This is a genomic window from Salinispora vitiensis (assembly GCF_000378825.1).
GTDB classification, from domain to species: Bacteria; Actinomycetota; Actinomycetes; order Mycobacteriales; family Micromonosporaceae; genus Micromonospora; species Micromonospora vitiensis.
Genome location: NZ_KB900388.1, coordinates 3,819,280 through 3,845,315, shown reverse-complemented (window position 1 = coordinate 3,845,315; position 26,036 = coordinate 3,819,280). Strand labels below are relative to the sequence as shown.

At 70.7% G+C, this 26,036-nt stretch carries 24 protein-coding genes and 1 riboswitch; of the genes, 8 read left to right on the top strand and 16 right to left on the bottom strand.

Annotated features, from left to right (window positions below):
* Window positions 1-14: 14 nt before the first annotated feature.
* From paaN to SALPAC2_RS0118150, 4 genes are all read right to left on the bottom strand, one after another.
* Window positions 15-1,688 (bottom strand): phenylacetic acid degradation protein PaaN, encoded by a 1,674-nt coding sequence (gene paaN / locus SALPAC2_RS0118165; RefSeq protein ID WP_018218061.1) that lies wholly within the window; start codon window positions 1,686-1,688, stop codon window positions 15-17.
* Window positions 1,689-1,740: 52 nt separating this feature from the next.
* Window positions 1,741-2,739, bottom strand: a complete 999-nt coding sequence (locus SALPAC2_RS0118160; protein WP_018218060.1) for a GNAT family N-acetyltransferase — start codon at window positions 2,737-2,739, stop codon at window positions 1,741-1,743.
* A 276-nt stretch (window positions 2,740-3,015) separates the two neighbouring features.
* Window positions 3,016-4,302, bottom strand: a complete 1,287-nt coding sequence (gene thrC / locus SALPAC2_RS0118155; protein ID WP_018218059.1) for a threonine synthase — start codon at window positions 4,300-4,302, stop codon at window positions 3,016-3,018.
* A 10-nt stretch (window positions 4,303-4,312) separates the two neighbouring features.
* Window positions 4,313-4,447: riboswitch (SAM riboswitch) on the bottom strand.
* Between the two features lie 77 nt (window positions 4,448-4,524).
* Window positions 4,525-4,710, bottom strand: coding sequence for a hypothetical protein (locus tag SALPAC2_RS0118150; protein WP_018218058.1), 186 nt, complete (start codon window positions 4,708-4,710; stop codon window positions 4,525-4,527).
* Window positions 4,711-5,213: 503 nt separating this feature from the next.
* On the opposite strand from SALPAC2_RS0118150, the gene SALPAC2_RS0118145 reads away from it, so the two are divergent.
* The 4 genes from SALPAC2_RS0118145 to SALPAC2_RS25030 all read left to right on the top strand — a co-directional run bounded on the left by SALPAC2_RS0118145 (window position 5,214) and on the right by SALPAC2_RS25030 (window position 10,006).
* The gene (locus SALPAC2_RS0118145) at window positions 5,214-5,954 is read left to right on the top strand and encodes an ABC transporter ATP-binding protein (RefSeq protein WP_018218057.1); all 741 of its coding nucleotides are present in this window, start codon (window positions 5,214-5,216) and stop codon (window positions 5,952-5,954) included.
* A complete protein-coding gene (locus SALPAC2_RS0118140) occupies window positions 5,951-8,428 on the top strand; it encodes an FtsX-like permease family protein (protein WP_018218056.1) in 2,478 nt (825 codons plus the stop codon). Before SALPAC2_RS0118145 ends, SALPAC2_RS0118140 begins: the two co-directional genes overlap by 4 nt.
* Window positions 8,429-8,457: 29 nt before the next feature.
* Window positions 8,458-8,985: a hypothetical protein gene (locus SALPAC2_RS26355; protein ID WP_223874080.1), complete on the top strand. Its 528-nt coding sequence runs from the start codon at window positions 8,458-8,460 to the stop codon at window positions 8,983-8,985.
* Between the two features lie 298 nt (window positions 8,986-9,283).
* On the top strand, window positions 9,284-10,006 hold the full coding sequence (locus tag SALPAC2_RS25030; RefSeq protein WP_018218055.1) for an ALF repeat-containing protein: 723 nt from the start codon (window positions 9,284-9,286) through the stop codon (window positions 10,004-10,006).
* A gap of 262 nt (window positions 10,007-10,268) precedes the next feature.
* Here the strand turns inward: SALPAC2_RS25030 and SALPAC2_RS0118120 are convergent, their stop codons facing one another.
* Window positions 10,269-11,519 carry an MFS transporter gene (locus SALPAC2_RS0118120; protein WP_018218053.1) on the bottom strand — a complete coding sequence of 417 codons (1,251 nt, stop codon included), beginning with the start codon at window positions 11,517-11,519 and terminating at the stop codon, window positions 10,269-10,271.
* A gap of 7 nt (window positions 11,520-11,526) precedes the next feature.
* The gene (locus SALPAC2_RS0118115) at window positions 11,527-12,111 is read right to left on the bottom strand and encodes a transcriptional regulator (protein WP_033661809.1); all 585 of its coding nucleotides are present in this window, start codon (window positions 12,109-12,111) and stop codon (window positions 11,527-11,529) included.
* A gap of 567 nt (window positions 12,112-12,678) precedes the next feature.
* Here SALPAC2_RS0118115 and SALPAC2_RS0118110 point away from each other — a divergent pair.
* Window positions 12,679-13,077, top strand: coding sequence for a hypothetical protein (locus SALPAC2_RS0118110; protein WP_026184857.1), 399 nt, complete (start codon window positions 12,679-12,681; stop codon window positions 13,075-13,077).
* A 192-nt stretch (window positions 13,078-13,269) separates the two neighbouring features.
* On the top strand, window positions 13,270-13,914 hold the full coding sequence (locus SALPAC2_RS0118105; RefSeq protein ID WP_018218050.1) for a permease prefix domain 1-containing protein: 645 nt from the start codon (window positions 13,270-13,272) through the stop codon (window positions 13,912-13,914).
* A gap of 49 nt (window positions 13,915-13,963) precedes the next feature.
* On the opposite strand, the gene SALPAC2_RS0118100 is transcribed toward SALPAC2_RS0118105, so the two are convergent.
* The 5 genes from SALPAC2_RS0118100 to SALPAC2_RS0118080 all read right to left on the bottom strand — a co-directional run bounded on the left by SALPAC2_RS0118100 (window position 13,964) and on the right by SALPAC2_RS0118080 (window position 19,107).
* Window positions 13,964-14,314 carry a PadR family transcriptional regulator gene (locus tag SALPAC2_RS0118100; RefSeq protein ID WP_018218049.1) on the bottom strand — a complete coding sequence of 117 codons (351 nt, stop codon included), beginning with the start codon at window positions 14,312-14,314 and terminating at the stop codon, window positions 13,964-13,966.
* A gap of 55 nt (window positions 14,315-14,369) precedes the next feature.
* A complete protein-coding gene (locus SALPAC2_RS26350; protein WP_018218048.1) occupies window positions 14,370-14,543 on the bottom strand; it encodes a GntR family transcriptional regulator in 174 nt (57 codons plus the stop codon).
* A gap of 51 nt (window positions 14,544-14,594) precedes the next feature.
* Window positions 14,595-15,494: an ABC transporter permease gene (locus SALPAC2_RS0118090; protein WP_018723815.1), complete on the bottom strand. Its 900-nt coding sequence runs from the start codon at window positions 15,492-15,494 to the stop codon at window positions 14,595-14,597.
* Window positions 15,494-18,340: an alpha/beta fold hydrolase gene (locus SALPAC2_RS0118085; RefSeq protein WP_018218046.1), complete on the bottom strand. Its 2,847-nt coding sequence runs from the start codon at window positions 18,338-18,340 to the stop codon at window positions 15,494-15,496. Before SALPAC2_RS0118085 ends, SALPAC2_RS0118090 begins: the two co-directional genes overlap by 1 nt.
* Window positions 18,341-18,471: 131 nt before the next feature.
* Complete coding sequence (locus SALPAC2_RS0118080) at window positions 18,472-19,107, bottom strand: class I SAM-dependent methyltransferase (protein WP_018218045.1); 636 nt, start codon at window positions 19,105-19,107, stop codon at window positions 18,472-18,474.
* A gap of 155 nt (window positions 19,108-19,262) precedes the next feature.
* Between SALPAC2_RS0118080 and SALPAC2_RS0118075 the strand changes: the two genes are divergently transcribed.
* Window positions 19,263-21,602, top strand: a complete 2,340-nt coding sequence (locus SALPAC2_RS0118075; RefSeq protein WP_018218044.1) for an AAA family ATPase — start codon at window positions 19,263-19,265, stop codon at window positions 21,600-21,602.
* Here SALPAC2_RS0118075 and SALPAC2_RS0118070 read toward each other — a convergent pair.
* Entirely contained in the window at window positions 21,596-22,105 is a 510-nt protein-coding gene (locus SALPAC2_RS0118070) for a GNAT family N-acetyltransferase (RefSeq protein ID WP_018218043.1), read from the bottom strand. The genes SALPAC2_RS0118075 and SALPAC2_RS0118070 overlap by 7 nt on opposite strands.
* A 216-nt stretch (window positions 22,106-22,321) precedes the next feature.
* Here SALPAC2_RS0118070 and SALPAC2_RS0118065 point away from each other — a divergent pair, with 216 nt between their 5' ends.
* The gene (locus tag SALPAC2_RS0118065; protein ID WP_018218042.1) at window positions 22,322-22,537 is read left to right on the top strand and encodes a hypothetical protein; all 216 of its coding nucleotides are present in this window, start codon (window positions 22,322-22,324) and stop codon (window positions 22,535-22,537) included.
* A gap of 33 nt (window positions 22,538-22,570) precedes the next feature.
* Here SALPAC2_RS0118065 and SALPAC2_RS0118060 read toward each other — a convergent pair whose 3' ends face one another.
* From SALPAC2_RS0118060 to SALPAC2_RS0118045, 4 genes are all read right to left on the bottom strand, one after another.
* Window positions 22,571-23,008 (bottom strand): DUF3263 domain-containing protein, encoded by a 438-nt coding sequence (locus SALPAC2_RS0118060; protein WP_018218041.1) that lies wholly within the window; start codon window positions 23,006-23,008, stop codon window positions 22,571-22,573.
* A 110-nt stretch (window positions 23,009-23,118) separates the two neighbouring features.
* Window positions 23,119-24,129, bottom strand: coding sequence for an ABC transporter permease subunit (locus SALPAC2_RS0118055; RefSeq protein ID WP_018218040.1), 1,011 nt, complete (start codon window positions 24,127-24,129; stop codon window positions 23,119-23,121).
* Window positions 24,126-25,103, bottom strand: coding sequence for an ATP-binding cassette domain-containing protein (locus tag SALPAC2_RS0118050; protein WP_263404659.1), 978 nt, complete (start codon window positions 25,101-25,103; stop codon window positions 24,126-24,128). Before SALPAC2_RS0118050 ends, SALPAC2_RS0118055 begins: the two co-directional genes overlap by 4 nt.
* A 142-nt stretch (window positions 25,104-25,245) precedes the next feature.
* Window positions 25,246-26,031, bottom strand: a complete 786-nt coding sequence (locus SALPAC2_RS0118045; RefSeq protein WP_018218038.1) for a DeoR/GlpR family DNA-binding transcription regulator — start codon at window positions 26,029-26,031, stop codon at window positions 25,246-25,248.
* Between the last annotated feature and the right edge of the window lie 5 nt (window positions 26,032-26,036).

Sequence of the window (26,036 nt, the reverse complement as noted above, 5' to 3'; positions counted from 1 at the left end):
GTCCCGAGTCTTACTCAGACGTGGCGACGGCTCTGCACGATGCGGAACCGGTTGGCGACGTAGGCACCGTCGGTGAGAGCCGCGTTGGCCGCCGGGTTCGCGCCGCTGCCATGGAAGTCGGAGAAGGCCGCCGACTGATTCACGAAGACGCCTCCGGTCAGGTTCGCCGACAGGTGCACCCCGACCTCGACCGCCGCCGCCTCGGCCGCGTCCAGCACCGCGTCCTCAGTCGAGTAGACCGCCGCGGTCAACGCACCCTGCTCGCCGACCGTGGCGCGCAGGAGTTCCAGGCTGTGCTCCGTCGAGTCGGTCCCGATCACGAACGAGATCGGACCAAACCACTCCCGGGCGTAGGTGGCGCTGTCGTCGGCGTTCAGCCGGACGATGGTCGGCGTCCGGACCACCGCACCGGGGTAGGTCGGGTGGCTGACGGTACGGGACTCCAGCACCGACTCACCGACCTTGGTCACCTCGTCCAGCCGCTCCAACACCCCGTCGTTGACGATCGCACCGGTCAACTCCACGCTGCGGGCCGGATCGGCGGTGAGCTTGCCAACCGCCGCCGCGATACCGGCCGCCACCTCGGCGAAGCTCTTGTGCCCCTGGTCGGTCTCGATGCCGTCCCGGGGAATCAGGATGTTCTGCGAGGTGGTGCACATCTGGCCGCTGTAGAGGGTCAGCGTGAAGCCCAGGTTGCGGCACATCCCGCCGAAGTCGTCGGTGGAGTCGATGACCACCGCGTTCAGGCCGGCCTTCTCGGTGTAGACCTGCGCCTGCCGGGCGTTGGCCTCCAGCCAGTCGCCGTACTCGGAGGAGCCGGTGAAGTCGACGATCCGCACCGCCGGATGCTGGGCCAGCGTGGAGGCGAGCTTCTCGCCCGGTGCTTCGGGGGCGAGCTGCACCAGGTTCGGGTCGAAGCCGGCCTCGGCGAGCACCTGGCGGGCGTACCGCACCGTGATCGCGAGCGGCAGCACCGCGCGCGGGTGCGGCTTGACGATCACCGGGTTGCCGGTGACCAGCGAGGCGAAGAGCCCCGGGTACGAGTTCCAGGTCGGGAAGGTGTTGCAGCCGATCACCAGCGCGACGCCCCGCGGCACCACGTGGAAGGTCTTGGTCATCCGCAGCGGGTCACCCTTGCCCGCCGCCTTCTCCCAGCCGGCCGTGCCCGGGTGCCGGGTCATCTCCGCGTACGCGTAGGCGAGCGCCTCCAACGCCCGGTCCAACGCGTGCGCGCCGCCCGCCTGGAAGGCCATCACGAACGCCTGCCCGCTGGTGAACTGCACCGCGTTGGCCAGCTCGAAGATGTTGCGGTGCAGCCGATCCAGGATCTCCAGGCAGACGCCCACCCGGGCCCGGGGGCCGGCGTCCCGCCACGACGGCAGCGCCGTGGCGGCGGCGGCGGTGAGGTGGTCGGCGCTCGCGTGCGGGTAGCCGACGCCCAGGTCGACGCCGAAGGGGCTGACCTCGGTCTGGACCGGGCTCCCGGCGCCGGCCTGGTCCAGGGGAAAGTCACGACCGAGGTACGCCTCGAAGGCCGCCTTGCCGTCGTCGGCGGCGGTCTCGCCGTACACCCGCGGGCTGGGCGACTCCGGGTAGGCGGACCAGTACCCGCGCTGCGAGATGGCGGTCAGCGCCCGGTCGAGGGTCTCGGCGTGCCTGTCGTACAGGGGGTGCGGGGTCTCCGTCATGCCCGACATCATGCAACAGATGTCAGCACGATCAGTAGGGCTGCGTCACAGATCAGATCGTCAACTGCCAGTTGGTCCAGTGGTCCGCCACCCGGAACCCGAGCTGCTCGTTGATGGCGATCATGTGATCATTGGCGGCGGCGTTGAAGGTGTTGATGACCCGCACCGCCGGTTCATGGGACCGCAGGTACCGCAGGTTTTCGAGCTTGACGAGCAGGCCGAGGCGGTGGCCCCGGTGCTCCGGGTCCACGATGGTGATCTGCTGGAGGGCGTGCCAGTCGACGGTGGCCGCCACGTCGAGCATGGTCCACCCGACGAGCCGGCCGGAAGCCCGGTGCCGTACTCCGGTGTGGTAGCGACGGCGGCCGCGCGCGGCCAGGGCGACGTCGGTGGCCCGGATCCGTTCGGCGTCGTACCGCCCCGGCTCCCACTCCAGGTCCCCCGTCGGCGCGTCGCTGACGAGGCGCCCCTCGAGGTAGGCGACGTCGGCCTGGTACTCCGCCGGGGTGTGGCCCTGCCAGAACACCAGCTGGTAGTCGGTGGCCCGGTCCTGGGCCTCGGCCAGCAGGCGGGCCAGCGCCGCGGGGTCCAGCTGGTCGAGGTCCAGCTGGCGGCGGACATCAGCCAGCGCGGAGTCCGCCCCGAGGGTCCGGGCGAAGGCGGCACCGGCCACCACCGTGTCCAGGGTCATCGCGGTCAGCCGCTTGCGCCGGTTTTCCCGGGCCAGCTCGACCGCGCGATCGAAGAGTGCCCGCCCGACCCCCCGGCGCCGAACGGCGGGATGCACCGTCAGGTCGACGAAGACGTTCTCGGTGTTCTCCAGCTGCGGCAACGCCAGGGTGACCAGGCCGGCGGCCGTACCGTCGAGGTGGGCCAGCAGGTGCACCGGCGCATTGCCGGGCATCGGGTGCCGCACCGACCCGATGAACCGCTGCGGGCAGAAGAGCGGAAAGTCAGGCAGATCAACGGCGGCGGCTGCCGCCTCGACCTGGACCGCCGCGTCGATCGCGTGGTCGTCGGCGGGGCCGAAGGGGGTGACGGTGATGCCCATGCCCGCAGCTTCCGCCACGAGGCGCTGGCCGGTCCAGCCATTTATCGACGGCCTGGAGCTGCCCAACCAGGCAGGAAGCCATGGGCGGTGGCGGCAGAAAAATTTGGGGTGGTCGGGAGGGACTCCCACGCAACGCCGCTGGCGCTGGGTCGAAAGAACAGAGTCTCCGGCGAGAGCCCTCCCGCGTTAGCTATTTTTCGGCATGAAAAACCGGACGTCAAGCCCGCACGGGCAGTTTTCACGCAGTCCGGGCCTCAGCAATCATCAAACGGTCGATCAACCCATCAGCCCGGCACCCCGGGCTGCCCGCAGCGAGGCCTTAATCCGGTGGCTTGGGCCCGCCTGATCCGCCACCGCGTCCAGGGTCTTGAGCCCCTCACCGGTATTGAAGATCACCGTCTCGGCGGTCGGGTCGAGCCGGCCGGACTCGACGAGCTTTCGCAGCACCGCCACGGTCACCCCGCCAGCGGTCTCGGCGAAAACCCCGGCGGTACGGGCGAGCAGTCGGATCCCGGCCCGGATCTCGTCGTCGTCGGCCGCCGCCATCCAACCACCGGTACGGCGGACCGACTCCAGCGCGTACGGACCGGCCGCCGGGTCACCGATGTTCAGCGACTTGGCGATGCCGGTCGGCTTGACCGGGTTGATGGTGTCACTGTCAGCGTGCAGGGCAGCGGCGATCGGGCTGCAGCCCGCCGACTGCGCCCCGAACACCCGCCAGCCACCGGCCGGCGCCTCGACCAGGCCAATCTCGACCAACTCGGCGAACGCCTTGTCGACCTTCGTCAGTAGCTCACCAGAGGCCATCGGAATCACCACCTGGGCGGGGATTCGCCAGCCGAGCTGCTCGGCCACCTCGTAGCCGAGCGTCTTCGACCCCTCGGCGTAGTAGGGCCGCACGTTGACGTTGACGAAGGCGGTGTCCTCGAACTCGTCGGTCTCCACCAACTCGCCGCAGAGCCGGTTCACGTCGTCGTACGACCCGTCGATCGCGACTAGGTCCCCGCCGTACACGGCGGTGGTGAGCACCTTGCCCTGCTCCAGGTCACTGGGGATGAACACCACCGACGGGACGCCGGCGCGGGCGGCGTGCGCGGCGACCGAGTTGGCCAGGTTCCCGGTGGAGGCGCAGGCGAACCGGGTGAAGCCCAACGACCGGGCGGCGGTCAGCGCCACCGACACCACCCGGTCCTTGAACGAGTGGGTCGGGTTGGCACTGTCGTCCTTGACCCAGAGCGGCGCGGTGAGACCCACCTCGGCGGCCAGCCGCGGGGCCGCGACCAGCGGGGTGAAGCCCGGGTCGAGGGTGACCCGGGTGGCCGGGTCCTGACCGACCGGCAGCAGCGGCGCGTACCGCCAGATGTTGCGCGGGCCGGCCTCGATCTGCTCGCGTGTGACGGCGGCCAGCGCGGCGGGGTCGTGGTCGACCTCCAATGGGCCGAAGCACTCGTAACAGGCGTGCTGGGCGATGAGCGGGTAGCGGGCCGAACAGGCGCGGCAGACCAGGGCGCGGGCCGGGCTGGCGGCGGGGTCGATCCCGGACGGGGCGAGGGTGGACGTCATCTCGAGATTCCTCTCATCTGCCCCCGCGTCGCACTCTGCGGCGGGGCCGGAATTGGCACCTGCCCCGCCAGTCACTCTGGGTGATCAGGTGGGGTGGTTGCCGGGGCGTCTTCGGGCCGTGTCCCTCAGCCCCTCTGGATGAGGCATTCAGTTGTGCGGCCGAGTGTAAGCCGGCGACGACGGCCGATGACCACCCGGTCCCACCCTGTGGCGAAATGTGATTCACCCCGCAGTAGCGGCGAGCCACCGCTCGACCCGGTCCGGCGCGACGACGGCCACTGCGTTACTCACCGTGGTGGCCGGGCCGCCTTCGGACGGGTTGGCGGTGGCCGGGCCACCTTCGGACGGGTTGGCGGTGGCCGGGCCGCCAGCCACCAGTTCGCTCCGCACGCTGTCGAGCTGCCCCACCTGTGCGCCCGCCGCGCCCGGTCGACGACGTCAGCTCGCGGACCTGCGGGGGCGGGACCATACAGATTCAGGACAGCAAGGTTGCAGACCCTAAAGCACGCCACACCAATAAGTTCACTGGTACACGGTTCCATCCTCGACGGACGCGCCGATCCACCACCTCAGTCCATTCAGAAAGAATTTTGTCTGCCGCTTACGTTTTCCACTGCGGTCATCCTGGCAACTGTGGTCGTCACTCCCTCCGGGACATGCACATTCCGCAATGGGCATTGAGACGGATACAGCGGTCACCACCGGTCGCGGTGGGGCTGACGGAACGTATCCAATTCGCTAAGGTCGACGAGTCCGTCCACCTCGGACACGGTGTGCTGCTGTCACGGTCGGGGCAGGCACATCGGTTGAGTCGCCTTACTCACGGGGGTGCGACCGTTCGAGATGGCTCGAGCCGCCAGAAGGGCGGCAGCCCAGGTGCCCACCCGACCCGAAGGAAGGCGAAGCGAAAAATGTCGACCGTCAGTGAGGTCTCGCCCGCGGTGCGGTTGCACCAGGTCACCAAGGTTTTTGGTGACCCGACGGCGGGGACGGTGGCGCTGCGTGCGGTCACCGCTGACTTCGCCGCCGGTAGCTTCACCGCCCTGATGGGTCCCTCAGGCTCGGGAAAGTCCACGCTGCTGATGTGCGCGGCCGGTCTGACCCGACCGAGTAGCGGCGTGGTTCAGGTTGCGGACCAGCGCATCGACAACGCTTCGGAGTCGGCGTTGACCCGGCTGCGGCGTGACCGGATCAGCTTCGTTTTTCAGCACTTCCAACTCATCGACTCGCTCACCGCCCTGGAGAACGTGCTGCTGCCGGCGCGGCTCGCCGGCCGTCGGGTGCGCAGCGGTGACGCGCTCGAACTTCTCGACCTGGTTGGGTTGGCAGACCGGACCGGGCACCGGCCGGCGCAGTTGTCCGGCGGGCAGCAGCAGCGGGTGGCGATCGCCCGCGCGCTGATCACCCGGCCGACGGTGTTGTTCGCCGACGAACCAACCGGGGCGCTCGACCAGTCGGCGGGTGCGGAGGTGCTGGAGTTGTTGCGGGGCCTGTGTGCCGCGCGCGGCACCACCGTCGTCATGGTCACCCACGATGCCGCTGCGGCGGCGGCCGCCGATCGGGTGCTGCTGTTGCTGGACGGGGTGCTCGTTGACGAGTTGCGAAGTGCCACCGTCGGTGAGATCTCCGACCGGGTCCTGGTGGGGCGGTGAGCGCCCGCCTGCGGTTGACCGCCGCCGACGTCCGGCTTCGCCCGGGCCGGGTCTTGGCTGTGGCGGTCGCCTGCCTCGTCACCGCCGCCGTTCTCGGCGCGAATGGCCTGCTGATCGCGGTGCTGCTCGAACGCCCCAAGGTGTCCCCGCTGGGCTCGGGTGAGGTCACGGCGGTGGTGGTCCGCGAGAGCGACAGCGGGGCCGTGGCACCGGCGGTTGCGCCTGACCTTGCTGCCCGTCTCACTGACGTGCCCGACGTACGGCGGGTCGTGGAGTTTCGGGGGCGCACTCTTTCCGTGGTGGCCGACGGCGCGCTCGTGGCCGGACGGGACCGGGCGGGGACCTGGGCCTGGAACTGGTCGGCGGCGGAGGCGGCCGGCTACCGGATCGAAGCCGGTACGCCACCGGCTGGCACGGAACTCGTCCTCGACCCGCGCACGGCCGACCAGTTGGGGCTGCGGCCGGGCGACCAGGTCGAGACCCTGGACGGGTCCGGGCGAACCTCCCGGCGCCTGTCCGCGGTGGTGGTGCCCCCGGCCGGTGGCTCCGCCGACGCCGAGCCCACCCTGCTGCTCGCCGATGACCAGGTCGCACGGCTGCCCGGCAGCACGCGCGCCGACGCGCTCCTGGTCACCGCCGCATCCGGCAGCGATCCGGTGCGGATCCGCTCCGCCCTCGATGCCCGGCTCGGTGACGGCTACCGGGCGATCAGCGCGGAGGATTTCCGCCCCGGGCCGGCGCCGACCAGCGAGCAGCAGGTCGAGGCGAGCGTCAACCTGCTCGCGCTACTGTTGTTCGTCCTGGTGACCTCCGCGGCAATGGTGCTCGGCACCACGCTGTCGCTGTGGATCAGCCAGCGCGGCCCCGTACTGGCGGTCCTGCGGGCGCTCGGTGTCTCCCGGCTACGGTTGCGGCTGCTTGTCCTGGGGGACGCGGCGATGGTGGTCGCCCCGCTCGCCGTGCTGGGCGTGCTCGGCGCCGCGCCGACAGCCGGGGCGATCAGGACGGCGCTGATCCACACCGGGATTCTGCCTCCGGACGCTCCCGCCGTACGGGCCAGCGGCGCGGGCGTGGCGATCCTGGCCGCGGCGGCCCTGCTGACCGTGCTCCTCGCCCTGACCGCCAGTGCAACGGCCGTCCGCGCTGCCGGACGGATCGATGCCGCAGAGGCGCTGCGAGCGGGTACTTCCGAGGCGAAGCGGGCCCGCCCGGTCGGCCGCCTGCTGGCCGGGCTGTCCCTGCTCGCCCTCGCCGCAGCGGCGCTGGTGGCCACCGCCGGCAAAGGGGCGGTACTCCTCGGTGCCGGTGCCACCGCCAGCGTGCTGTTCGTGGTACCCGCGCTCACCGTGCTCAGCCCCTGGCTGGCGCCGCTGTTCGTACCGGTCGCCGGGCTACTCGCCCGGCTGGCCGGCCGGGACGTCGGTCGACTCGCCGCCGCGAACCTGCGGCACTCCCCCCTGCGGACCGCAGCCATCGCCGCGCCGGCGTTGCTCGCCGTCGGTTTGACCACCACGCTGCTCGGCATGCCCCGGACCCTCGACGAAGGAGTTGCCCGACAGGCCGACCAGCGGCTACTCGCCGCCCAGGTGGTGGTGCCCGCCGGCACGGCCGGGTTACCCCTGTCCGCAGCGGAAGATCTGCCCGCCGATCAGGCCGCCGCAATGATCACCACCACGGTGCTGCCCCACAACGAATCCCGCTACGGGGGTCCCGTTGCCGTACCCGCCGCCGGCATCGACCCCACCGTCCTGCCGACCCTGCTCGACCTGGGCATCAACGACGGCGACCTCACCGCACTCACCGCCGACACGTTCGCCGCCGGGACCGGCACCGCCAAGCAGCACGGGTGGTCGACCGGCAACTCGTACCAAATCGAACTGGCCGACGGCCAGTCGCGCAACCTCCGCCTGATCGCCACCTACCAGCGCGAACTCGGAATCGCGGGCGTCCTGCTACCAGCCGAACTCGCCATCAGCCACGCCCCTGACCCCACCCTCGACATGCTCCTGCTCACCGACGACCAACACACCTGGCAGCCCCCACCCGGCGCACGCCTACTCGACCGGCAGACCTATCTGGCGACCTTGCAACCCCGGCAGACCACCGACAACGCGGCGATCCTGATCATCTCCCTGGTGATAGCCGGGTACGCGCTAATCTCCCTCGCGAACACCGCCGGCCTGGCCCAGAGCGACCGACACCACCAACGCCACGCCCTCCGCATGATCGGCGGAAGCCGCCACCAGCTGCGACGCCTCGTCATCACCGAAGCAGTCGGCGCCACCACGATCGGCATCCTGCTCGGCCTCCTCGCCGCGCTCGCGGGGCTCACCCCGCTGGCCATCGCCGCCGGCAGCGGACCCTTACCCGAACTCGACCCCCGCTGGACAATCACCGTCCCACTACTGTGCCTCTCCGCCGCCGCGACATCAGCAACACTCGCCGCCCGCCAGCCCCGAGGTCCCGGCCGATAGTCGACGGAACTACCAGCGGAGGAGCCCAGATGAGGAGAACAAGCGCCTATTCGTTCACACTTGGCGGCACCGTAGCCCTCCTGATGCTCTCGGCCACCGTTGCGTGCACGGTAGCTGCAAACCAGGAAAGACCCCGCCAAATTCAGCTACGTGAGGCCGAGGAGCTACTTTCGGAGGCCGTAGCCCTGGCACGGGACGGCAAGTTCGCCGACCTGTGCCACACGGCCGGAAGTCGGTCGAATTGCAGGTCAATTCTCGAATTCGCCACGTCTGAGGGACAACTACCGAACGACGAGATGCCGCTTGTGGTGGACGTCCGGCGCTATCCAGCCACTGACACACGGCCGGAGCATCTGGTGCTACGCGTTCAGGGCAGGCGAGTCGATGGCGCGACCTACGAGACCGACTTCCCGGTGATACGGGCGAACGATGGAGACGCGGCCAGCCTTTACCCCGTCTACTGGTCCGGAATGACCTTTTCCGCAGCTGCGCAATCGTGCAACGAGCAGGTGGGAGAGGTCTGCGCCCAGACTCGGATTGATGCCCCTCCGGAATAATCCACCTATGGGCCCGCAGTTGGTCGTCCCGGATGCGATGCAACGGTTGCGTCACCGGGCGAGGCGGCACGGCCCGCCATCCTCGCGCTCCACGTCGTCGACGTCCGGCCAGTAGTTCGCCTCGACCTCACACCCAACCGTGACCACGCATAGCGAATGCCGCAGCAGGCCCAAATTGCGTCCCAAATGCCACGAACCGACACCAGTCCAACAAAGCGATCGGCGCGGTATCCCACCCCCCACCCTTCTCATCCATTGGGGTAATGTCCCTCCCTTCTACTTCACGGGAGGGAACCACATGCGTGGGAAGATCCTGGCTGGCGCCCTAATGGCGCTGGCTTTCTTTATTCCGGCAACACCCGCGGCGGCTGAGACCCCACCGCTTGGGCTGGACGAGTCCTGCCAGATGGTCGAGCGCAAGGTGTACAAAGACATCCGCGAGATCATCACCATTGATCTGGACACCGCCAGCCACGCCGAGATTCACCTCTTGGCGTACCGGCTCCTGGAGGTGGCAGACGACTACTCGTTCGGCAGTACGTCCCGCAGTCTGCAGGAGGAGCTGGACGGCAGCACCGATGATCTCCGATCATTCCTCAAGGGACACGTTGAGGATAGATGGTGGATTGATCTGAGGATCAAGGTGAACCAGACAATGGCGAGTGGTGGCGCCAACGTGAAGGAGACCGCGCAGGAGGCGCTGAAAACCTCGACCATGGACGCCTACCTGGCTTACCTGAACGACGGTCTGTACGCCGCACGTGAGCTTGACTGCGCCGCTCAGGCCACACCGACGCCGAGCGCCACCACGACCCCCGCACCAACCCCGAGCGCCACGACGACTGATGCACCAACCCCCACCCCCTCCGCCAGCCAGGGCGCCCCCGGCGGCGAGGGAGGCGGACTTCCCGTAACCGGCGCCAACACCGCGACGGTCGCCGGCATCGGCGGCGCACTCCTACTCCTCGGCGGCGTGGGCTACCTGATCGGACGCCGACGCCGCACCCGCTTCGCTTCCTGACCCAGGCGCTTCGCGACACCCGGCCCGATATCGCCCCGGGTAGCCGCAATCAACGAACCACGACCAGGTGAAGCGCGACCGACAATGGGCCACCCGTTCCCGGCACACACCGGAGCAGGTGGCCTGTTGTCGGCCCCAGGCAACGGCGGGCGGGCGTTTCGAATCGGCCACGACCAACGCGCCATCCGGGAACGGATCAACCGCTAGTGGGGCGGGCGCTTGGCTTCATCCAGTGATAGTTCGGCTGTTCGCCCTGAAGGATCTATCCAATGTCGACGGTGGAGCGCTCTCGCAGTACGGGACGCTGCTGCAGGACCGAGCGCAGTCCCACGTAGGCGACCGCGCCGGCGGCCAGGTAGAGCGCGGCCTGCACGTTGAGGACGAGGACCACACTGAGTGCGTCACCGAGCAGGCCGGCGGCTGCCATGCCCAGCCCCTGTGCTGCGTTGTAGATCGCGTAGTAACCGCCGAAAGCCCGGCCCAGGTCGGTGTTGGGCACGCTTTGTTGAATCTGCGCGAAGGCTCCGCTGTTGTAGGCGATACCGGGCGCGCCGACCAGGATGAACAGCAGGATGTACCACCCGGGCTGGCGGGTGACCGCCGGCCCGTTCCAGATGACCAGGCTGATCAGGGCGAAGGTGGCGGCGCCAAGGCTCATCAGCAGCCGGGGACTGAGCCGCGCGCCGAGGGTGCCGACAATGAGGCCGCCCGCCACGCCGCCGATCGCCTGTACGCCCCGCAGCACACCGGTGAGCGTGCTGTCAGCGTGCAGCGCGCGGCTGACAAAGACTACGAATAGCACCACGAACAGGCCCTGCGCGATGCCGCCCAACGCCACACTCAAGAACGTCACGCGCACGCTGCGGTTACGCAGCATCGTCGTGAGGCCGGACCGCCAGGCGGCGAAGAACGACGACGTACGCTCCGGCGTACCCGATGAATTGGCGCCGTGGTCCGCGGCCCGACGGGCGACTGTGACCAGCGCCGCGGCGACCATAAAGGCCACAGCGGCACCGATCGCCAGGTAGCGGGTGCCCTCACGGATGAGGGCGAGCCCACCGAGCGAGCCGCCAATGAGCCGCCCCATGCTCACATTGAGCGCCACCATGCTGTTGGCACGCACCAGGTGCGCCGCCTCGACGATGCCCGGCAACGCGGCGTTGCGGGCGGAGTCGAACGTTTGCGTCAGTACCGCGTGGGCCCCGGCGACCAGCGAGATGATCCACAGATGATGCTCAGGTTGACTGAGCAGGGGTATCACCGCCACTGCCTGAAGCACGGCGACGCAGCTCATGAGCCGGAATCGGTCGAAGCGGTCGGCCAAGGCACCGGCGAACGATCCCAGGGTGATACCGCACAGCAGCTCGACGAGGAAGACCGCAGAGGTGAGGAACGCCGAGCCGGTCACGCCGAACACATAGATCGGCAGCCCGGTGAGCAGCAGCCAACTCGCCACGCTCGAGGAGAGCCCGGCGAGCAGGATCAGAACGAATCCGCGGCGGCGCAGGAGCATGAACAACTCAGATGAACTCGGGCGTGGGGTGCGCCTGCAGACTGAGACTGACCGGCCGGGCTTCCCCCGGAGGCGGGTTGCGCATCGGACGCAGGTAGGGCCGGATGACCGCATCCAGAGTCAGCTTGAGGTGCCGCAGCTCCTCAGGGGTGACCGAGAGCGTGTAGTGGTGAAAGATCGCGCTCTCCCGCCACTCGTCCGTCAGCTTGTGCTGCTGGTGCTGGTAGCGCTGCAGCGCCCGGAAGAGCTCCTCAAGCTCGAGCGCGGTCAGCGCCTCGTTGACCTGCTGACTGTCGACATCACCCGGCTCGGGGAGGAATTCGAACCCGACGGCGGCGGCGCGCCAGGGCCGATCACGACGGTTGTCCCCCTCGGCGGGAACCCGCTCGATGAGGCCGTGACGGCCGAGTTGATGCAGGTGGTAGCTGCAATTCGAGCCGGTGTCGCCGAGCGCCTCGGCGCACTGCGCTGCGGTTCTCGGGCCGGCGGCCAGTAGGTAGCGCAGCAGCCGCAGGCGCAACGGGTGCGCGAGCGCCCGCAGTTTGGTCGCGTCCTGCACGCGCACCCGGCGTTCCGGCTCGTTCGACTCCATCGACACTCCCAAACGAAAGACTTCTTTCGTTTATACGCTATCCGACTCGATCTCCGCAATGACCATTGCGCTTGAGGTCGCGCCGCCGGAAGCCGCGGTCTACCGAGCCCCGGCGCACCGGAGCGGGTGGCCCATATGCCTGCCCAGGTGACGGCGGAGCGGCGCGATGCACACCTCGCCGCCGCTTGCGCCCCCCGTACCGCTGGAATGGACAGCGCGAGCTACGCACCCGCGAACCGGCCTGGGTTTGCCCACCGGCCCACCGGCCCACCGGCCCACCGGCCCACCGGCCCACCGGGCGATGGAACGGTGGCGCAAGGTCGACATCAATGCCCTGGTGATCGAACCAACCCAAATGTCGATCATGCTGACGGTCTGCGGTGATTCCAGATTCGGCAAATGCGATGAGAGCACTGAAACGAGTCTTGCGGGGCTCGGGAGTACGTACGCGCTTGATATGTAGGCTGTCTACTTGTAGCCTTCACCCAACGAAGGGCACCGGGCATGAAAGGAACCGGATGGACGACACCTACTTCCGGCCACTCGGGCAACCAGGGCGGGCCACCGATGAACGAAACTAACGGTCTTGACTGGAAACTGATACTGGGATTGGGGCTGTTCGCCACTTTTCGCCCGATTCTCAGCATCGTGGGTGTCTATGAATCCGGCGCACTGAGAAGCCCGGTCGGACCGATTGTCATGACCATTCTCATTTCGGTGGTATGGCTGACGATGGTCGTGCTGCGCCGTGCTCGACAGCCGGTGACCACCCTGACCCTCGCCGGATTCGCCTACGGTGCCTTCGCCATCGTTCTCAACCTGGCGCTTCAACCGATCCTCACGGACGCCAAACTGATCCCGGCTCCCGGAATGATCATGATTTTGCTGGTGAATGCGCTCTGGGGTGCTGCACTAGGGCTGATCGCCTGGGCGCTGCTGCGGAACCGTAGCAGCGTCGCACGCTGAATTCGCTCCACATCCCGACGGATCTGTTGTGGTGACTTCGATGGCGACAGCCCTGCCTCAGTACGGCCCCGGGCTCGATGGCGGCGCCGCTTCCGGGCCTGTTAGGGCGTTACGTCCGCCGATCTGCCTATACTGGATCACCCCGACTCCCGGCTAGGGAAGCTGGATCGAGCGAGTGGACATGCGGGCAGCATGATTGACGATTGTCTTGCCGAGCTACGACAGGCGCTACGCGGACCTCGATCGGCCAAGATTGACATCCTGGCCGAGGTGCGGGACGGCCTAGCCGACGCCGTCGAGGCATACCAGAGGTCCGGCCTCGACCGCCACACCGCCGAACGACGGGCGGTGGCCGACTTCGGGTCCGTACGGCAGGCCGCCACCGACTATCAGGCCGAGCTGGCCCTCGCCCAGGGAAGGCGTACCGCGCTGCTGATCTGCGCCATTCTGGTGACGCAGCCGCTGGTGTGGCGAGTGGTCCTACATCTGGCCGGCTCAGTTGGCGCTGAATCGGGCAGCTCAAGCTATGTATTCGTGAACGATCTGGTGGGATGGACCGGCACCGTGGCCATCCTCTGCGCCCTGCTGGCGGTTTTCGCCACCTCGAGGGTGGGCGTGCGTCACCTGGGATCGCGGCGCCGTGTTACCCACCTGACCGGGGTGCTCGCCTTCAGCGTGTGCGGTGTCTTCGCCGTTCTGGGTTCGCTACTCACCATCCTGAGCCCGGCCACCAGCTCGATGCTGGGCCCCACCGGCCTTCCGGGCACGGCGATGTTCCTCGGCATTCCACTGGCCGGCCTCGCGTTGTCCGGCCGAAGCTGCCTCAATGCGGGCTGACGGATCGACACGCCCAAGGCCACCGCACTCACCCGCCGCCGGTGTCGGCCTACACCCCGATCCCATCGGCGAGATCGGCCCGCGCCGGCCGCAGGACGTGCTCCATCACCCGGGCGAGATCCCGCCAATCCGAACGTTCGTTGGCCAGTGCCCGCCGCCCGGCCCGGGTGAGCCGGTAGGTGCGACGCTTACGGCCACCGACAGTGCTCCACTCACTGTCCAGATACCCGGCGCGCTCAAGGCGTCGCAGCGCCGGGTAGAGGGTGCCGGTGGGCAGGTCGAGCAAACCCCCGCTACGTTCCTGCAGCGCCTCCATGATCGCGTAACCGTGCAGAGAACTTCCCTCTAGGACGGAGAGGATCAGGGCGTCGAGATGCCCGCGGAGCGCGTCAGGCTTCATGTAGGCAAGCTACACCTGCGGAGGGACCCCGGCCTGACGCTCCTACCGGACCGCGCTACCCCAACTTCGGATGCTCCACGACGTACGTTCCCTTGCCCTGGTGCCCCTCGACCAGTCCACGCTCCCGGAGTATGCGCAGCGCGGTTTGGGCGGTGGTGACACGGATCTTGAAGTGGTCGGCAAGCTGCGCGTAGCTCAGCAGCCCGAACAGCCGATGGCACCGCCGCAACCGCCTGCCACTGGGAGTTGAGCGCGGTGTACCGAGCGCACCCGCGTGCCGTTAGGACACGACGTCCTTGCGGGTGAAGCGCCAGAAGGCCAGGCCCCAGAAGAGCGTCGCGTAGCTGATCGCCGAGATCGCTCCCCGGACCACGTCGTCGGTCTGGATCGGTGTCGACAGCAGTCCCAGCCAGGCGGTGCTGTAATGCGTCGGCAGGAAGGCCCGCAGCACGCCGAGGGCGGTGATCTGGTCGAGGATGCTGGACAGGATCCAGAGCAGCACCGCCCCACCGACCGCGCCCAACGCGGCGTCCGTCGACACCGACAGCAGCACGGCCAGACCCGCCACCACCAGCAGTACGACGGCCAGGTAGCCGAGCACCGCCAGCAGCCGCAGCAGCCCCTCCCCCGGCTCCAGCTCGGCGGCGACCGTGCTGCGCAGCGGGCCCCACCCGTAGCGCAGGGTGCCGAGCAGCAGCGCGGTGCCGGCGAGCAGGAGCAGCGCCAGCGCCGAGTAGGTGAGCGCCACCAGCAGTTTTACCGCGAGCAGTCGGGCCCGCGGCACCGGCACGGCGAGCAAGTAGCGCAGGCTGCCCCAGCTTGCCTCGCTGGCCACCGTGTCGCCGCAGAACAGCGCCACCACGACCACCAGCAGGAACGACGCGGAGACGAAAAGGGCGAAGAGGGTGAAGTTCAGTCCGCCGGAGGTGGCGAACTCGACCAGGCTGCCGAACTCGCCGCGCCCGTTGTCGTCGTCGCCCGAGTCAAACTGGAACGCGATCAGGATGATCAGCGGCAGCAGCACCATGAAGCCCAGCGCGAGCTGGGTCCGCCGCCGCGACGCCTGCCGCCGGAACTCGGCCCCGAACGGCAGCGTGGCGAAGGGCCGGTAGCCCGCCGCCGCACCGGACGGGGTGCCGCCGGAGTCGCCCGCGCCGGGCTCGACCGTCGTCTGCGCCATCATCGATCCCCGCTTCCCCGAGAGTTCTCGCCGACCAGGGCCAGGAACGCGTCCTCCAGGCGCCGCCGGGGCACCACCCGGTCCACCCCGATGCCGGCCCGCACCAGCTCGGCGACCACCTCGCTGCGGGCGGTGCCGTTGGTGTCCACCACGAGCTGCCCGTCACCGTCGGGCAGCACCGAGACGCCCGCCAGCCGGTCCAGCACCTCCCGCGCGGCCACCGGGTCGGTGACCTCCAGCAGGACGCTCGGCGACTCGCCGACGATCTCCTCGACCGGGCCGGACGCGACGATCTGCCCCTTGGTCACCACCACCGCGTGGGTGCAGGTCTGCTCCACCTCGGCGAGCAGGTGGCTGGAGACCAGCACCGCCCGGCCGCCGGTGGCGTACCGCCGCAGGACCCGGCGCATCTCGGCGATCTGCGGCGGGTCCAGGCCGTCCGTCGGCTCGTCGAGCACCAGCAGCTCCGGCAGGCCGAGCATCGCCTGCGCGATCGCCAGGCGCTGCCGCATGCCGTGGCTGTAGGTCCGCACCTTCCGGTGCACCGAGGTGCCCAGCCCGGCGATCTCCAACGCCTCGTCGAAGTGCGCGTCCGCCCACGGCCGCCCGGTCGCCCGCCAGTACGCCTTCAGGTTGTCCTGCCCGGACAGGTGCGGCAGGAAGCCGGGGCCCTCCACCAGGGCTCCAATCCGGGACAGCACCGGGGCTCCCGGCACCAGCCGGTGCCCGAACACGTAGACCTCGCCGGCGGTCGGCTGGGTCAGCCCCATCAGCACCCGCAGCGTGGTGGTCTTGCCCGCGCCGTTCGGGCCGAGCAGGCCCACCACCTGCCCGGGGTGCACCTCGAAGTCGACGTTGGAGACGGCGACGAAGCCGTCCGCGTACTCCTTGCGCAGTTCCCGGACGGCGAGCGGGACGCCCTCGTACGCCGGGTGGACCCGGCTCTCCCGACGCCGGTGCCGGCGGCGGAGGACGGCGACGACCACGACGAGCCCGACCACGATCGTGGCGAGCAGCCCGGCGAGTACCCAGCGCCAGACCACGGCGTCGGTGGGGATCGGCTCGCTGGCAACCGTGGGCAGGGTGACCGCCCCGCTCGCCAGGGCCACGCTGTAGACGGCCGGTTCGACCGGGGTGGCGTACGCCTGGTCGGAGGTCGCCACCACGACCCGCAGCCGGTGCCCGGCCTCGATCCGGCGGACGATCGCCGGCAGGGTGACGGTGACCGGTTCGGCGTCCTCGACGGCCGCCGCTAGCCCCTCCAGCCGGATCGGCGCGACCAGCCCGTTCGGCAGGGTCGCTGACCCGTCACCGGCGACGTCGTAGAGCTTGACGAAGAGTACGGCCGTGCCGGTCGGGGACGCGGCCCGGATGGAGATGGTCGGCGCGCCGACCACGTCCACCGCCGCCGGCAGCGGTGCGGACTCGAACCGGGCGTGCTGGCCGGGGATGTCCCCGGCGACCCCGTCGAGCAGCGACGAGAGCTCCCCGGCGAAGGGCACCGACGAGATCGCGGCCGGGTTGCCGGCCGGCGGGTTGGCGATGGACTGCGCGGGACCGCTCACCGACACCGGCTGCTGGCCGGTGCCGTCTACGCCCGGGTAGCCGGTGGCGCGGAAGCCGCTGGCGACCAGACCCCGGTCGAGGGCGTCGAATCCGGCGATCCGGGAGAAGGTGAAGTCGTCGGCGGGGGCCACGCCCTCGCCCTTGACGTAGTGGTCGAGCCACCGCGCGGTCAGGTGCCGCACCCGGTCCGAGTCGGTCTTCGGGCCGTCGCCGCCGTCGTGCCCGCCGGTGAACCAGGCCACCTGGACGGGGGTGCCGGTCGCGGCGATTTCCCGGGCGTTCGCGTCCGCCTCGGTGAGCGGGAAGAGGGTGTCGGCCGCCCCCTGCACCAGCAGCGTCGGCGCCTCGACCCGGTCGAGCTTCCCGGCCGGGCTGGAGCGGCGCAGCAGTGCCACGGCGGCCGGGTCGGCGCGCCCGGTGGTGGAGATCCGCAGGTACGCGGCGCACACGTCGGCGGCGAACCGCCCGCAGGACGGGTCAACGGCCCCGGCCGTGGTGGCCGCGTTCTCCGGGAGGGAGCCGCCCGGCACGGAACCGCCACCGGGGGCGAGGCCGCCGGCCGGGCCGGAGCCACCGAGGGGGGCGGGACCGGAGTTGCCGCCGCTGCCGAAGAAGAGCCCGGCCCAGCCCTTCTTGAACACCCCCTGCTCCGGCCCTTCGCCGCTCTGTTCCGGCAGGAAGGAGCGGGCTAGGTCGTTCCAGGTGATCATCGGCACGATCGCGTCGACCCGCTGGTCCTGCGCGGCGAGCAGCAGCGCCAGCGCGCCGCCGTAGGAGCCGCCGACCACGCCCACCCGTGGGTCCCCGGCGGCGTCGGTGACGACCTCGGGCCGGGCGGCCAGCCAGTCCAGCAGGCGCTGCGCGTCGCGGACCTCGTAGTCCGGGTGGTCCAGGTGGATCTGCCCGCCGCTGCGGCCGAAGCCCCGCGCGGTCCAGGTCAGCACCGCGTACCCACGGCCGGCGAACTCCTCGGCGTCGGCGCGGACCGACTCCTTGGTGCCGCCGAAGCCGTGCCCGAGCAGCACCGCCGGCACCGGGGCGTCGGCGGCCGCGGCGGGGGGCAGGTACAGCGTGGTGTCCAGCTCGACCGGCTCATCGCCGGTCGGCCCGGACCGGACGGTGATCAGCGCCGCCTCGGTGCGCAGGTCCGGCTCGGCGGGCCGCAGCGTACCGGCGACTCCGGCGGCGAGCAGGACGACGACCACCGCCGCCACGGCCAGCGCACGCCGACGGGTGGGCAGGGCGCGCCGGATCCACGCGGCCGGTGACGGCGATCTCATGCGGCACACGCTACGGGGGGAAAGCTGAGGATTGCCTGAGTGAACACAGAACGCACCACTGTCGGCGCTGGGCGCCAGGTCAGGGCGCCGGCTGGGCGCCGGGTCGGGGCACCGGCCCGGCGCTGCCGGCGTCAGCGGGTGCGGCGGGCGGTGAGCACGGTGTCGTGGATGGTCACCGGCGTGCCGTCCGGTGTGGTGGCGGCGCGCGGACGGGCCGCCCGGGTACGCACCTCCCAGTCCCCGGCGGGCAGGTCCTGCGCCAACTCGTCGGCCGTGTAGAACAGGTCGGGCTCCGGCGGTCGGCGCATGGCGGTGCCCAGATCGCTGGGGTGGTGCCCGACGATCAGCAGGTGGCCACCCGGGGCCACCCGGGTGGCCAGCGTGGCGAACACCCGCCGCCGCAGCGCCCCGAAGAAGTGCAGGTAGGACGCGGCTACCAGGTCATAACGGGGGCCGTCGTCGGGCTGCCAGTCGCGAATGTCCGCCCGCTCCCACCGCAGTCGCCCGGCCAGGGCGGCGGGTACCCGCTCGGCCGCCCGGGCGAGGGCCTGCGCGGAGAAGTCCACGCCGGTGACCTGCCAGCCGTTTCCGGCCAGCCAGATGGCGTCCGCGCCCTCGCCGCAGCCCACCTCCAGGGCCGTACCGGGGGCAAGGGGGGCGACCTCCTCGACGAGCACGGGGTTGGGGTCGCCGCTCCACACCGGCCCGGCGGCGCTGTATCGCTCGTCCCAGTAGTCAACGTTGAAGATGGCGTCCAAGTCAGTCATCACAGGTTCCTCTGCCGATCACCAAATCACGGAAGTGCCACCCTCCGGCAGTACGACGCAGGACCGCAAACGTCTTTGCCAAGCCGGCAAAGCGGGAGGTGGCGAACCGCGGCGGCTACCGAGACCCCTTCCGCGTACCGGCTAGGGTTCGGTGGGTGGGGGGACCGGAGCTCGTACTCACCGCCAGCCGAGCGCCAGCCGCGCTGGACGCCCGCCGGGGCGTCGTGCGGCTGCACCCGGAAGTGCTCACCGCGCTCGGAATCCGCCCCGGCGACCCCGTCCGGCTGGCCGGTCGGCGGGTCACCGCCGCGCGGGCCGCGGCGAGTGAGCCGGAGGCCACCCCCGGGCTGCTGTACGCCGATGACCTGACCCTGGGCAACCTCGGCCTGCGCGACGGCGGCGAGGTCACCGTCGGCCCGACCCCAGTCACCGCCGCCGCCCGGGTGGTGCTCACCGGCGCACCACAGGTGGCTGCGGCAATCTCCCCGGAACTGCTCCGGCTCGCGTTACTCGGCAAGGTGGTCACCACCGGCGACGACGTCTCGCTGCTGCCGCAGGAGCTGCCGCCCCCGGCGGCGACGCCCGAGGAGGCGCTGCCCCCAACGGCGCTGCCCGGCCCGGCGTTGCGTGGCCTCCTGACGGCGGCCCGGCAGAGCCTGGCCAACCGGGTCGGCTACGCCTGGACCAGCACCCTGCTCACCGTCACCGCCGCCGCACCGGCGTCGGCGGCGCTGGTCACGATGGAGACCGCCGTCGGGTGGGAGCACGGCCCCGCCACCCACGACCCCGCGACCCCGGCCGCCCAAGACCTGGTGGCTTCCCCGGCACTCTCCCCTGCCGAGGGCTCACCCCTGCCCCGGACCGCCGCGCCCGCCGGGGCACGGGATACCCAGCCGGCGGAGACGGCCGAGCCAGCAGAGACGGCCGAGCCGGCGGCGCCCACAGTGGAGGAGCTACCCGGGCTGCACGCCCAGGCCGAGGAGCTGACCGAACTGCTCGACCTCGGCTTCCACCACGGTGCGGTGCTGCGCCGACTCGGCACCACGGTGGCGCTCGGCGTACTCCTCGACGGCCCGGCCGGGTCCGGCAAGTCCGCGCTGGTGCGCGCGGTCGCCACCCGGCTCGGTGCGCGGGTTCGGCCGCTCTGGGGGCCGGAACTCGCCGCGTTGACCAACCCGGCCGCCGCCGAGCGGCTGCGGTCCGCCGCCGCCGCGGTACGTGCCGACGGACCGGCCGTCCTGCTGGTCACCGACGTGGAGGCGCTCGCCCCGGCCGCCGCGCCCGGCCCGGTCGCCACCGTCTTCCGCCAGGTGGTGGCCGAGATCGTCGCGGCCGGGGCCGCCGTCGTCTGCACCACCAGCCGCCTCGACGCCGTGGACCCCGCCCTGCGTACCCCGGACCTGCTCCCGCTGCGGGTCAGCGTCCCGCTGCCGGACGCCGCCGGGCGCCGGGAGCAGCTCGGGGTGCTGACCCGACCGGTGCCGCTGGCCGAGGACGTACGGCTGGACGAGGTCGCGGCGCGTACCCCCGGTTTCGTCGCCGCCGACCTGGCCGCGCTGGTCCGCGAGGCGGGGGTCCGGGCCGCCCTGCGGCAGAAGACGGTCGAGCAGCCCCGCATGACAATGGCCGACCTGCACGCGGCGCTGGCGGTGGTCCGCCCGACCACGATGGCCGCGTCAACCCTGAAGCTGGCGTCGGTGACCCTCGACGACGTGGGGGACTTGGCCGAGGTCAAGCAGACCCTGACCGAGTCGGTGTTGTGGCCCCTCACCTATCCGGACACCTTCGCGCGGCTGGGGGTGCAGCCGCCCCGCGGGGTCCTGCTCTACGGCCCGCCGGGCTGCGGCAAGACGTACCTGGTGACCGCGTTGGCCGGTTCCGGCCGGGCGAACGTGCTCTCGGTGAAGGGCGCCGAGCTGCTGTCGAAGTGGGTGGGCGAGAGCGAGAGCGCGGTGCGTGAGCTGTTCCGCCGGGCCCGTGAGGCCGCGCCGACGCTGGTCTTCCTGGACGAGGTGGACGCGCTGGCGCCGGTACGCGGTCAGGCCACCGACGGCGGTACGGCCGACCGGGTGGTGGCCGCCCTCCTCACCGAACTGGACGGAGTGGAGTCCCTACGCAACGTGGTTGTGGTCGGTGCGACCAACCGGCCGGACCTGGTCGACCCGGCTCTCCTGCGCCCCGGCCGGATGGAGCGGCTGGTCTACGTCCCGCCGCCGGACGAGGCGGGCCGCGCGGAGATCCTGCGGGCGGCGTCGCGCACCGTGCCGCTCGCGCCGGAGGTGGATCTCGGCGCGCTCGCCGGGGACCTGGACGGCTTCTCCGCCGCGGACTGCGCGGCGCTGGTCCGGGAGGCGGCGCTCGCCGCGATGCGCGAATCACTCGCCGCGGCGACGGTGACCACCGCCCACGTCGCCGTCGCCCGCACCCGCGTACGCCCCTCCCTGGACCCGGCCCAGGTCGCCTGGCTGGCCGAGTACGCGAAGAAACGTCAGTGATCCTTCGGCGTGGCGTCCAGCGACAGCTCGGCGTGGACCTGGCCGTCCGCTTCGCGCAGCCGCGCGCCGCAGTTGGTGAGCACGGAGAGCGCACCCCGGTTGTCGGAGGTGGTCGCCGCGACCACCCGGCGCATGCCGGCCGCGGCGGCCTTGTGGAGTAGTTCCCGGAGCGCGGCCGCTCCGATCCCCCGGCCCCGCGCCGAACGCCCCAGCCACAGCCCGGTTTCGACCGCCTCCGGCTCGGCGCAGCGGGTCATCCGGATCACCCCGACGACCTCGCCGGCGGCTAGGACGGCGTACATCCGGGTGCGGGTCGGGCCCGGCAACCCGGCGAAGCTGGCCCGGTGGAACTCGCGGAACGCCTCCCGCCGGGCCTGCGACCAGCCGGCCGGGGCTTCGACCGGCGGCATAACATCGGTCGGATCCGCCTCCGCAGCAGCTACGGAGAGCAACGATTCGAGGTTGTGTTCACTAACCGGCTCCAACCGCACGTCACCCGCCACGTCCGGGAGTCTGCCGGGCTCATCGGCGAGCGTCCAGCTCAAACGGGGCGGACTGACGATCCGGACGAAGAGATCGGCCAGTTGGCCCTACCCGAACCATCCTCACCCTCTGTTGCTGGTTTCTCCGTCCCGTGCCACGGCAGCAGGTAGCGTCGGCACTGGTGGCCCGCCGGGCTTCCGTGGCACGAGCCGACTTTTGCGACAGGGGGATCGCGGATGTTGCAGCGCCTACACGAGACCGGCCTCCGAGCCGAGCACGCCTATCTCGCGGGTTTCATTAGCATTGGCCTGTCTTTTGGCAGTTGGTTCCTCTCGAAGCATCTGGAGCGAGCGGGCATGGCTCGCGCCGACCGCTGGGGGATCTTCATCGGCGAGTGGGCTCCGACCTTCTTCGCCATCGGCAACGGCCTGCGCATGCACGAAAAGCGCTGATCCAGCCGCAGGGGCCGGCCGTGGGCCGGCTCCTCAGCGACGTCGGTCGCGGGCTCGGGCCGAGCGCAGGCGACGCAGCCGCCCCACCAGGAGCGGCTCGGCAGCCAGGGCCGCCGGGTTGTCCAGCAACCCGTTCAACAGCTGGTAGTAGCGGGTGGCGGTGCAGCCGAACCGGTCCCGGATGGCCTGCTCCTTGGCGCCCGGATGCCGCCACCACTGCCGCTCGAAGTCGAGGATGTCCCGCTCCCGCCCGGTCAGTTCGACGGTCGAGCCGACGCCGTCCCCCGACGGGGCGGCGCCCAACGGCGCACCGCCGTCGGCCTCCGCGACGTCCGGCTCAAGGTCGGCGGACGCGACGGCCTCCACCTCGGGCACCGGCCGGGGCGGTGGTACGACGGAGCGCCCGCGTCCATCGCCAGGTCGCCCGTCGCCGGAGGGTTCGGCGGCGGTCGGGGCGGTGTCGGGCGGCATGACCCTCCTCGCGGGGGCGGTCGGCTCGGTACGGCCGACCCGGGGATGCCTCAGCCTAGTGCGCCGCTCGGCCAGCCGCACGAGACGGCCGGCCGAGCGGCGAGGCGACATCAGGAGATGTCTCGCCGACGCATCGCCCAGCACGCACCGCCGAGGACGAGCACCAGCCCCGCCACGAGTAGCCCGGACGAGTGCTGCCAGGTGAGGGTCAGGGTTTCCGGTTCGCAACCATAGGGGCTGACCCGGCACACCTGGAAGTCCCGGAGGACGACCTCCTTCTCCACCCAGGCCTGCACGTAGGTGGGGAGCATCCATGCCCCGATGAACTTCGCTCCGGTCAGGCTGAGCAGCACTCCGAGACCGAACTGCCCGACCACCGTCACCCCGACCGCGCCGCCCAGCGCCATCGCGGTGTGCCGGCCGAGCGAGGCCAGCCCGAAGCCGAGAGCAGCGGCGACCAGGGCGAGCACCGTGCCACGCAGGCCGGTCAGGGCGAAGGACTGCCAGGCACCGGCGGTCATCCCCTCGGTGCTGCCACGCGTGGTGGCGATCAGCCAGAAGCTGCCGAACCAGAGCAGCATCGTGGTCACCGCCAACGCCAGCAGCCCGGTGAGCAGGGCGGCCAGCTTGGTGAGCAGGACCGTCACCCGCTTCGGCCGCCACAACAGCATGGTCATCATGCCGCCGGTGTTCCACTCGGCGCCCACGAAGGAGGAGCCGACCACGAAACCGACCAGGGCCAGGATCGCCCCCACCGCGGTCAACGTCTGGCCGAAGCTGGCCCGAAACTCGAAGGTGCTCGGTAGGTACTGTTCCGCCGGGAAGGCGTCCGGGGGTGGGGGCGAGATGTGGGAGCAGTCCGGGGGGAAGCGATCCGACTGGTCGCCCTGGGCCGCCGCCTGCTCGCACTCGGCCCGAAACTCTTCGGTCTGCCGCACCTGCTGCTGCCAGTCCTGCTCGGCGGCCACCTCGGCCTTGGCCCAGGCCGCGTCGTCGATCTTCTGATTCGACAAGAAGACCCCGACGGCCACGGTTGCCAGCACCGCCAGGCCCAGCACGGTCGCCCAGCGGGTGAGGCGCCGCAGCACCAGCCGGCGTAGCTCCGCACGATAGAGACTCACGCGCCCCACCCTCCTGTGCTGCCCTGACCCACCGGAGTAGGCCGTGCCGACTGGTCGACCTGCCGGCTCTGGCCGGGGGCCGGCGCGGTGGCGGTCAGCTCGAGGAAGACACTCTCCAGGTCGGCCTCGACCCAGACCAGCTCGCTGACGTACAGGCCCTGACCGGCGAGGAGGCGGGTCACCATGGCGGCTTGCTCCACCCCGGCGAGCAGCAGGTGGTCTGGTTCCCGGGTGACGCGGAACCCGGCCCGGGTCAGCGCCTCACTCGCCGCCGGCAGGTCTGCCACCACTTCCAGGCGTACCCGGACGGTGCCGGCCGAGTGGGTCGCCAGCACCTTCTCCACCGGGCCGAACGCGACCCGGCGACCCAACGAGATGATCGTGACCGAATCACAGATCAGTTGGATCTCGGCGAGGATGTGGCTGGAGAGCAGCACCGTGGTGCCCGCTTCGGCCAGGTTCCGCACCAACGTCCGCATCTCCCGGATGCCACCGGGGTCGAGCCCGTTGGCGGGCTCATCCAGGATCAGCAGTCGCGGCTCCTTCAACAGGGCGGAGGCGACGGCCAGCCGCTGCTTCATGCCGAGCGAGTAGGTCTTCACCCGCTCCCGGGACCGGTCTCGCAGCCCCACCAGCTCCAGCACCTCGTCGATCCGGGTGGAGCGGACCTGGCCCGCGGTGGCCAGCAGGGACAGGGTGTCCCGGGCGGTGAAGTGTGGGAAGAACTGCGGGCTCTCCACGATCGCGCCGACCTGACCGGCGACCGCGGACAGGTCGGCCGGGACCTCGTGGCCGAGCAGTCTCATCCGACCGCCGTCGGGCCGGATGAGCCCGAGCAGCGTACGAAGGGTGGTTGTCTTACCCGACCCGTTCGGGCCGAGGAAGCCGTGCACCTGGCCCGCCTCCACCCGCATGTCGAAGCCGTCGAGCGCGTTGCGGGTGCCGCGCCTTCGGCTTCGATAGGACTTTTGCAAACCTTCTATCTCCAGGACAGCCGTCAAGCTGCACCTCCCCCGTTTGGCGGCACTGACAACACAGTACGCGGTACTATCTTTTACGCAATAGCTAATCCGCGCATCGCGTCGAAAAGCGGCGAAGGAGGCCCGCTCGGGTGGTTCAGGCGCAGACCACCCGCACGCCGGCCGCGTGGAAGGCGTCGACCACCTCGGGTGCCGCACCGGAGTCCGTGACCAGAGTCTCCATCCGGTCCACCGGACAGATCCGGGCGAAGGCGTGGCCACCCAGCTTGGAGGAGTCGGCGATCACCACCACCCGCTTCGCCCGCGCCACCATCAGGCTGTTCATCGCCGCCTCCCCCTCATGGTGGGCGGCGGCACCGAGCTGCGGGTCAACCGCGTCCACCCCGAGCAGGGCCACATCCAGGGTGACCTCGCGCAGCAGGGCCCCGCCCAGCGGGCCGACCAGCTCGAACGACTTGGGTCGCACCACCCCACCGGCCACCACGACCTTCATCCGGGACCGGACCAGCAGCTCGTTGGCGATGTTGAGGGCGTTGGTGACCACGGTGAGCTGGGCGCCCTCGGCGCTGGTGTTCAGATCCGGCCGTACGGCCAGCGCTCGCGCCACCTCGGTACTGGTGGTGCCGCCGTTGAGGCCGACCACCGTGCCCGGGGCCACCAGCGCCGCGGCTGCCGCGCCGATCCGCTGCTTCTCGGCCGAGTGCTTCGCGGACTTGTACCGCAGCGGCAAGTCGTACGAGACGCCGTTGGCGACCGCCCCACCCCGGGTACGCGTGATCATCTGCTGCTGGGCGAGCTGGTCGAAGTCCCGGCGGATGGTGGCCTGCGAGACGGCCAAGCGCTCGGCGGCCCCCTCGACACTGACCCGACCACTGTCGGTCAGCATCTCGAGCAGGGCGTTCCATCTCGCGTACCGGTCCACCCCGA

What these genes read in the sequence shown, in the direction of transcription:
- SALPAC2_RS26355 (WP_223874080.1), top strand. Translation starts at nt 8,458, where the DNA reads ATGAGGAGAACAAGCGCCTATTCGTTCACACTTGGCGGCACCGTAGCC.
- SALPAC2_RS25030 (WP_018218055.1), top strand. Translation starts at nt 9,284, where the DNA reads ATGCGTGGGAAGATCCTGGCTGGCGCCCTAATGGCGCTGGCTTTCTTT.
- SALPAC2_RS0118080 (WP_018218045.1), bottom strand. Translation starts at nt 19,107, where the DNA reads ATGACTGACTTGGACGCCATCTTCAACGTTGACTACTGGGACGAGCGA.
- SALPAC2_RS0118090 (WP_018723815.1), bottom strand. Translation starts at nt 15,494, where the DNA reads ATGGCGCAGACGACGGTCGAGCCCGGCGCGGGCGACTCCGGCGGCACC.
- SALPAC2_RS0118120 (WP_018218053.1), bottom strand. Translation starts at nt 11,519, where the DNA reads ATGCTCCTGCGCCGCCGCGGATTCGTTCTGATCCTGCTCGCCGGGCTC.
- SALPAC2_RS0118105 (WP_018218050.1), top strand. Translation starts at nt 13,270, where the DNA reads ATGATTGACGATTGTCTTGCCGAGCTACGACAGGCGCTACGCGGACCT.
- SALPAC2_RS0118065 (WP_018218042.1), top strand. Translation starts at nt 22,322, where the DNA reads ATGTTGCAGCGCCTACACGAGACCGGCCTCCGAGCCGAGCACGCCTAT.
- SALPAC2_RS0118160 (WP_018218060.1), bottom strand. Translation starts at nt 2,739, where the DNA reads ATGGGCATCACCGTCACCCCCTTCGGCCCCGCCGACGACCACGCGATC.
- SALPAC2_RS0118115 (WP_033661809.1), bottom strand. Translation starts at nt 12,111, where the DNA reads ATGGAGTCGAACGAGCCGGAACGCCGGGTGCGCGTGCAGGACGCGACC.
- SALPAC2_RS0118060 (WP_018218041.1), bottom strand. Translation starts at nt 23,008, where the DNA reads ATGCCGCCCGACACCGCCCCGACCGCCGCCGAACCCTCCGGCGACGGG.
- SALPAC2_RS0118110 (WP_026184857.1), top strand. Translation starts at nt 12,679, where the DNA reads ATGAACGAAACTAACGGTCTTGACTGGAAACTGATACTGGGATTGGGG.
- paaN (WP_018218061.1), bottom strand. Translation starts at nt 1,688, where the DNA reads ATGACGGAGACCCCGCACCCCCTGTACGACAGGCACGCCGAGACCCTC.
- thrC (WP_018218059.1), bottom strand. Translation starts at nt 4,302, where the DNA reads ATGACGTCCACCCTCGCCCCGTCCGGGATCGACCCCGCCGCCAGCCCG.
- SALPAC2_RS0118100 (WP_018218049.1), bottom strand. Translation starts at nt 14,314, where the DNA reads ATGAAGCCTGACGCGCTCCGCGGGCATCTCGACGCCCTGATCCTCTCC.
- SALPAC2_RS0118085 (WP_018218046.1), bottom strand. Translation starts at nt 18,340, where the DNA reads ATGAGATCGCCGTCACCGGCCGCGTGGATCCGGCGCGCCCTGCCCACC.
- SALPAC2_RS0118145 (WP_018218057.1), top strand. Translation starts at nt 5,214, where the DNA reads ATGTCGACCGTCAGTGAGGTCTCGCCCGCGGTGCGGTTGCACCAGGTC.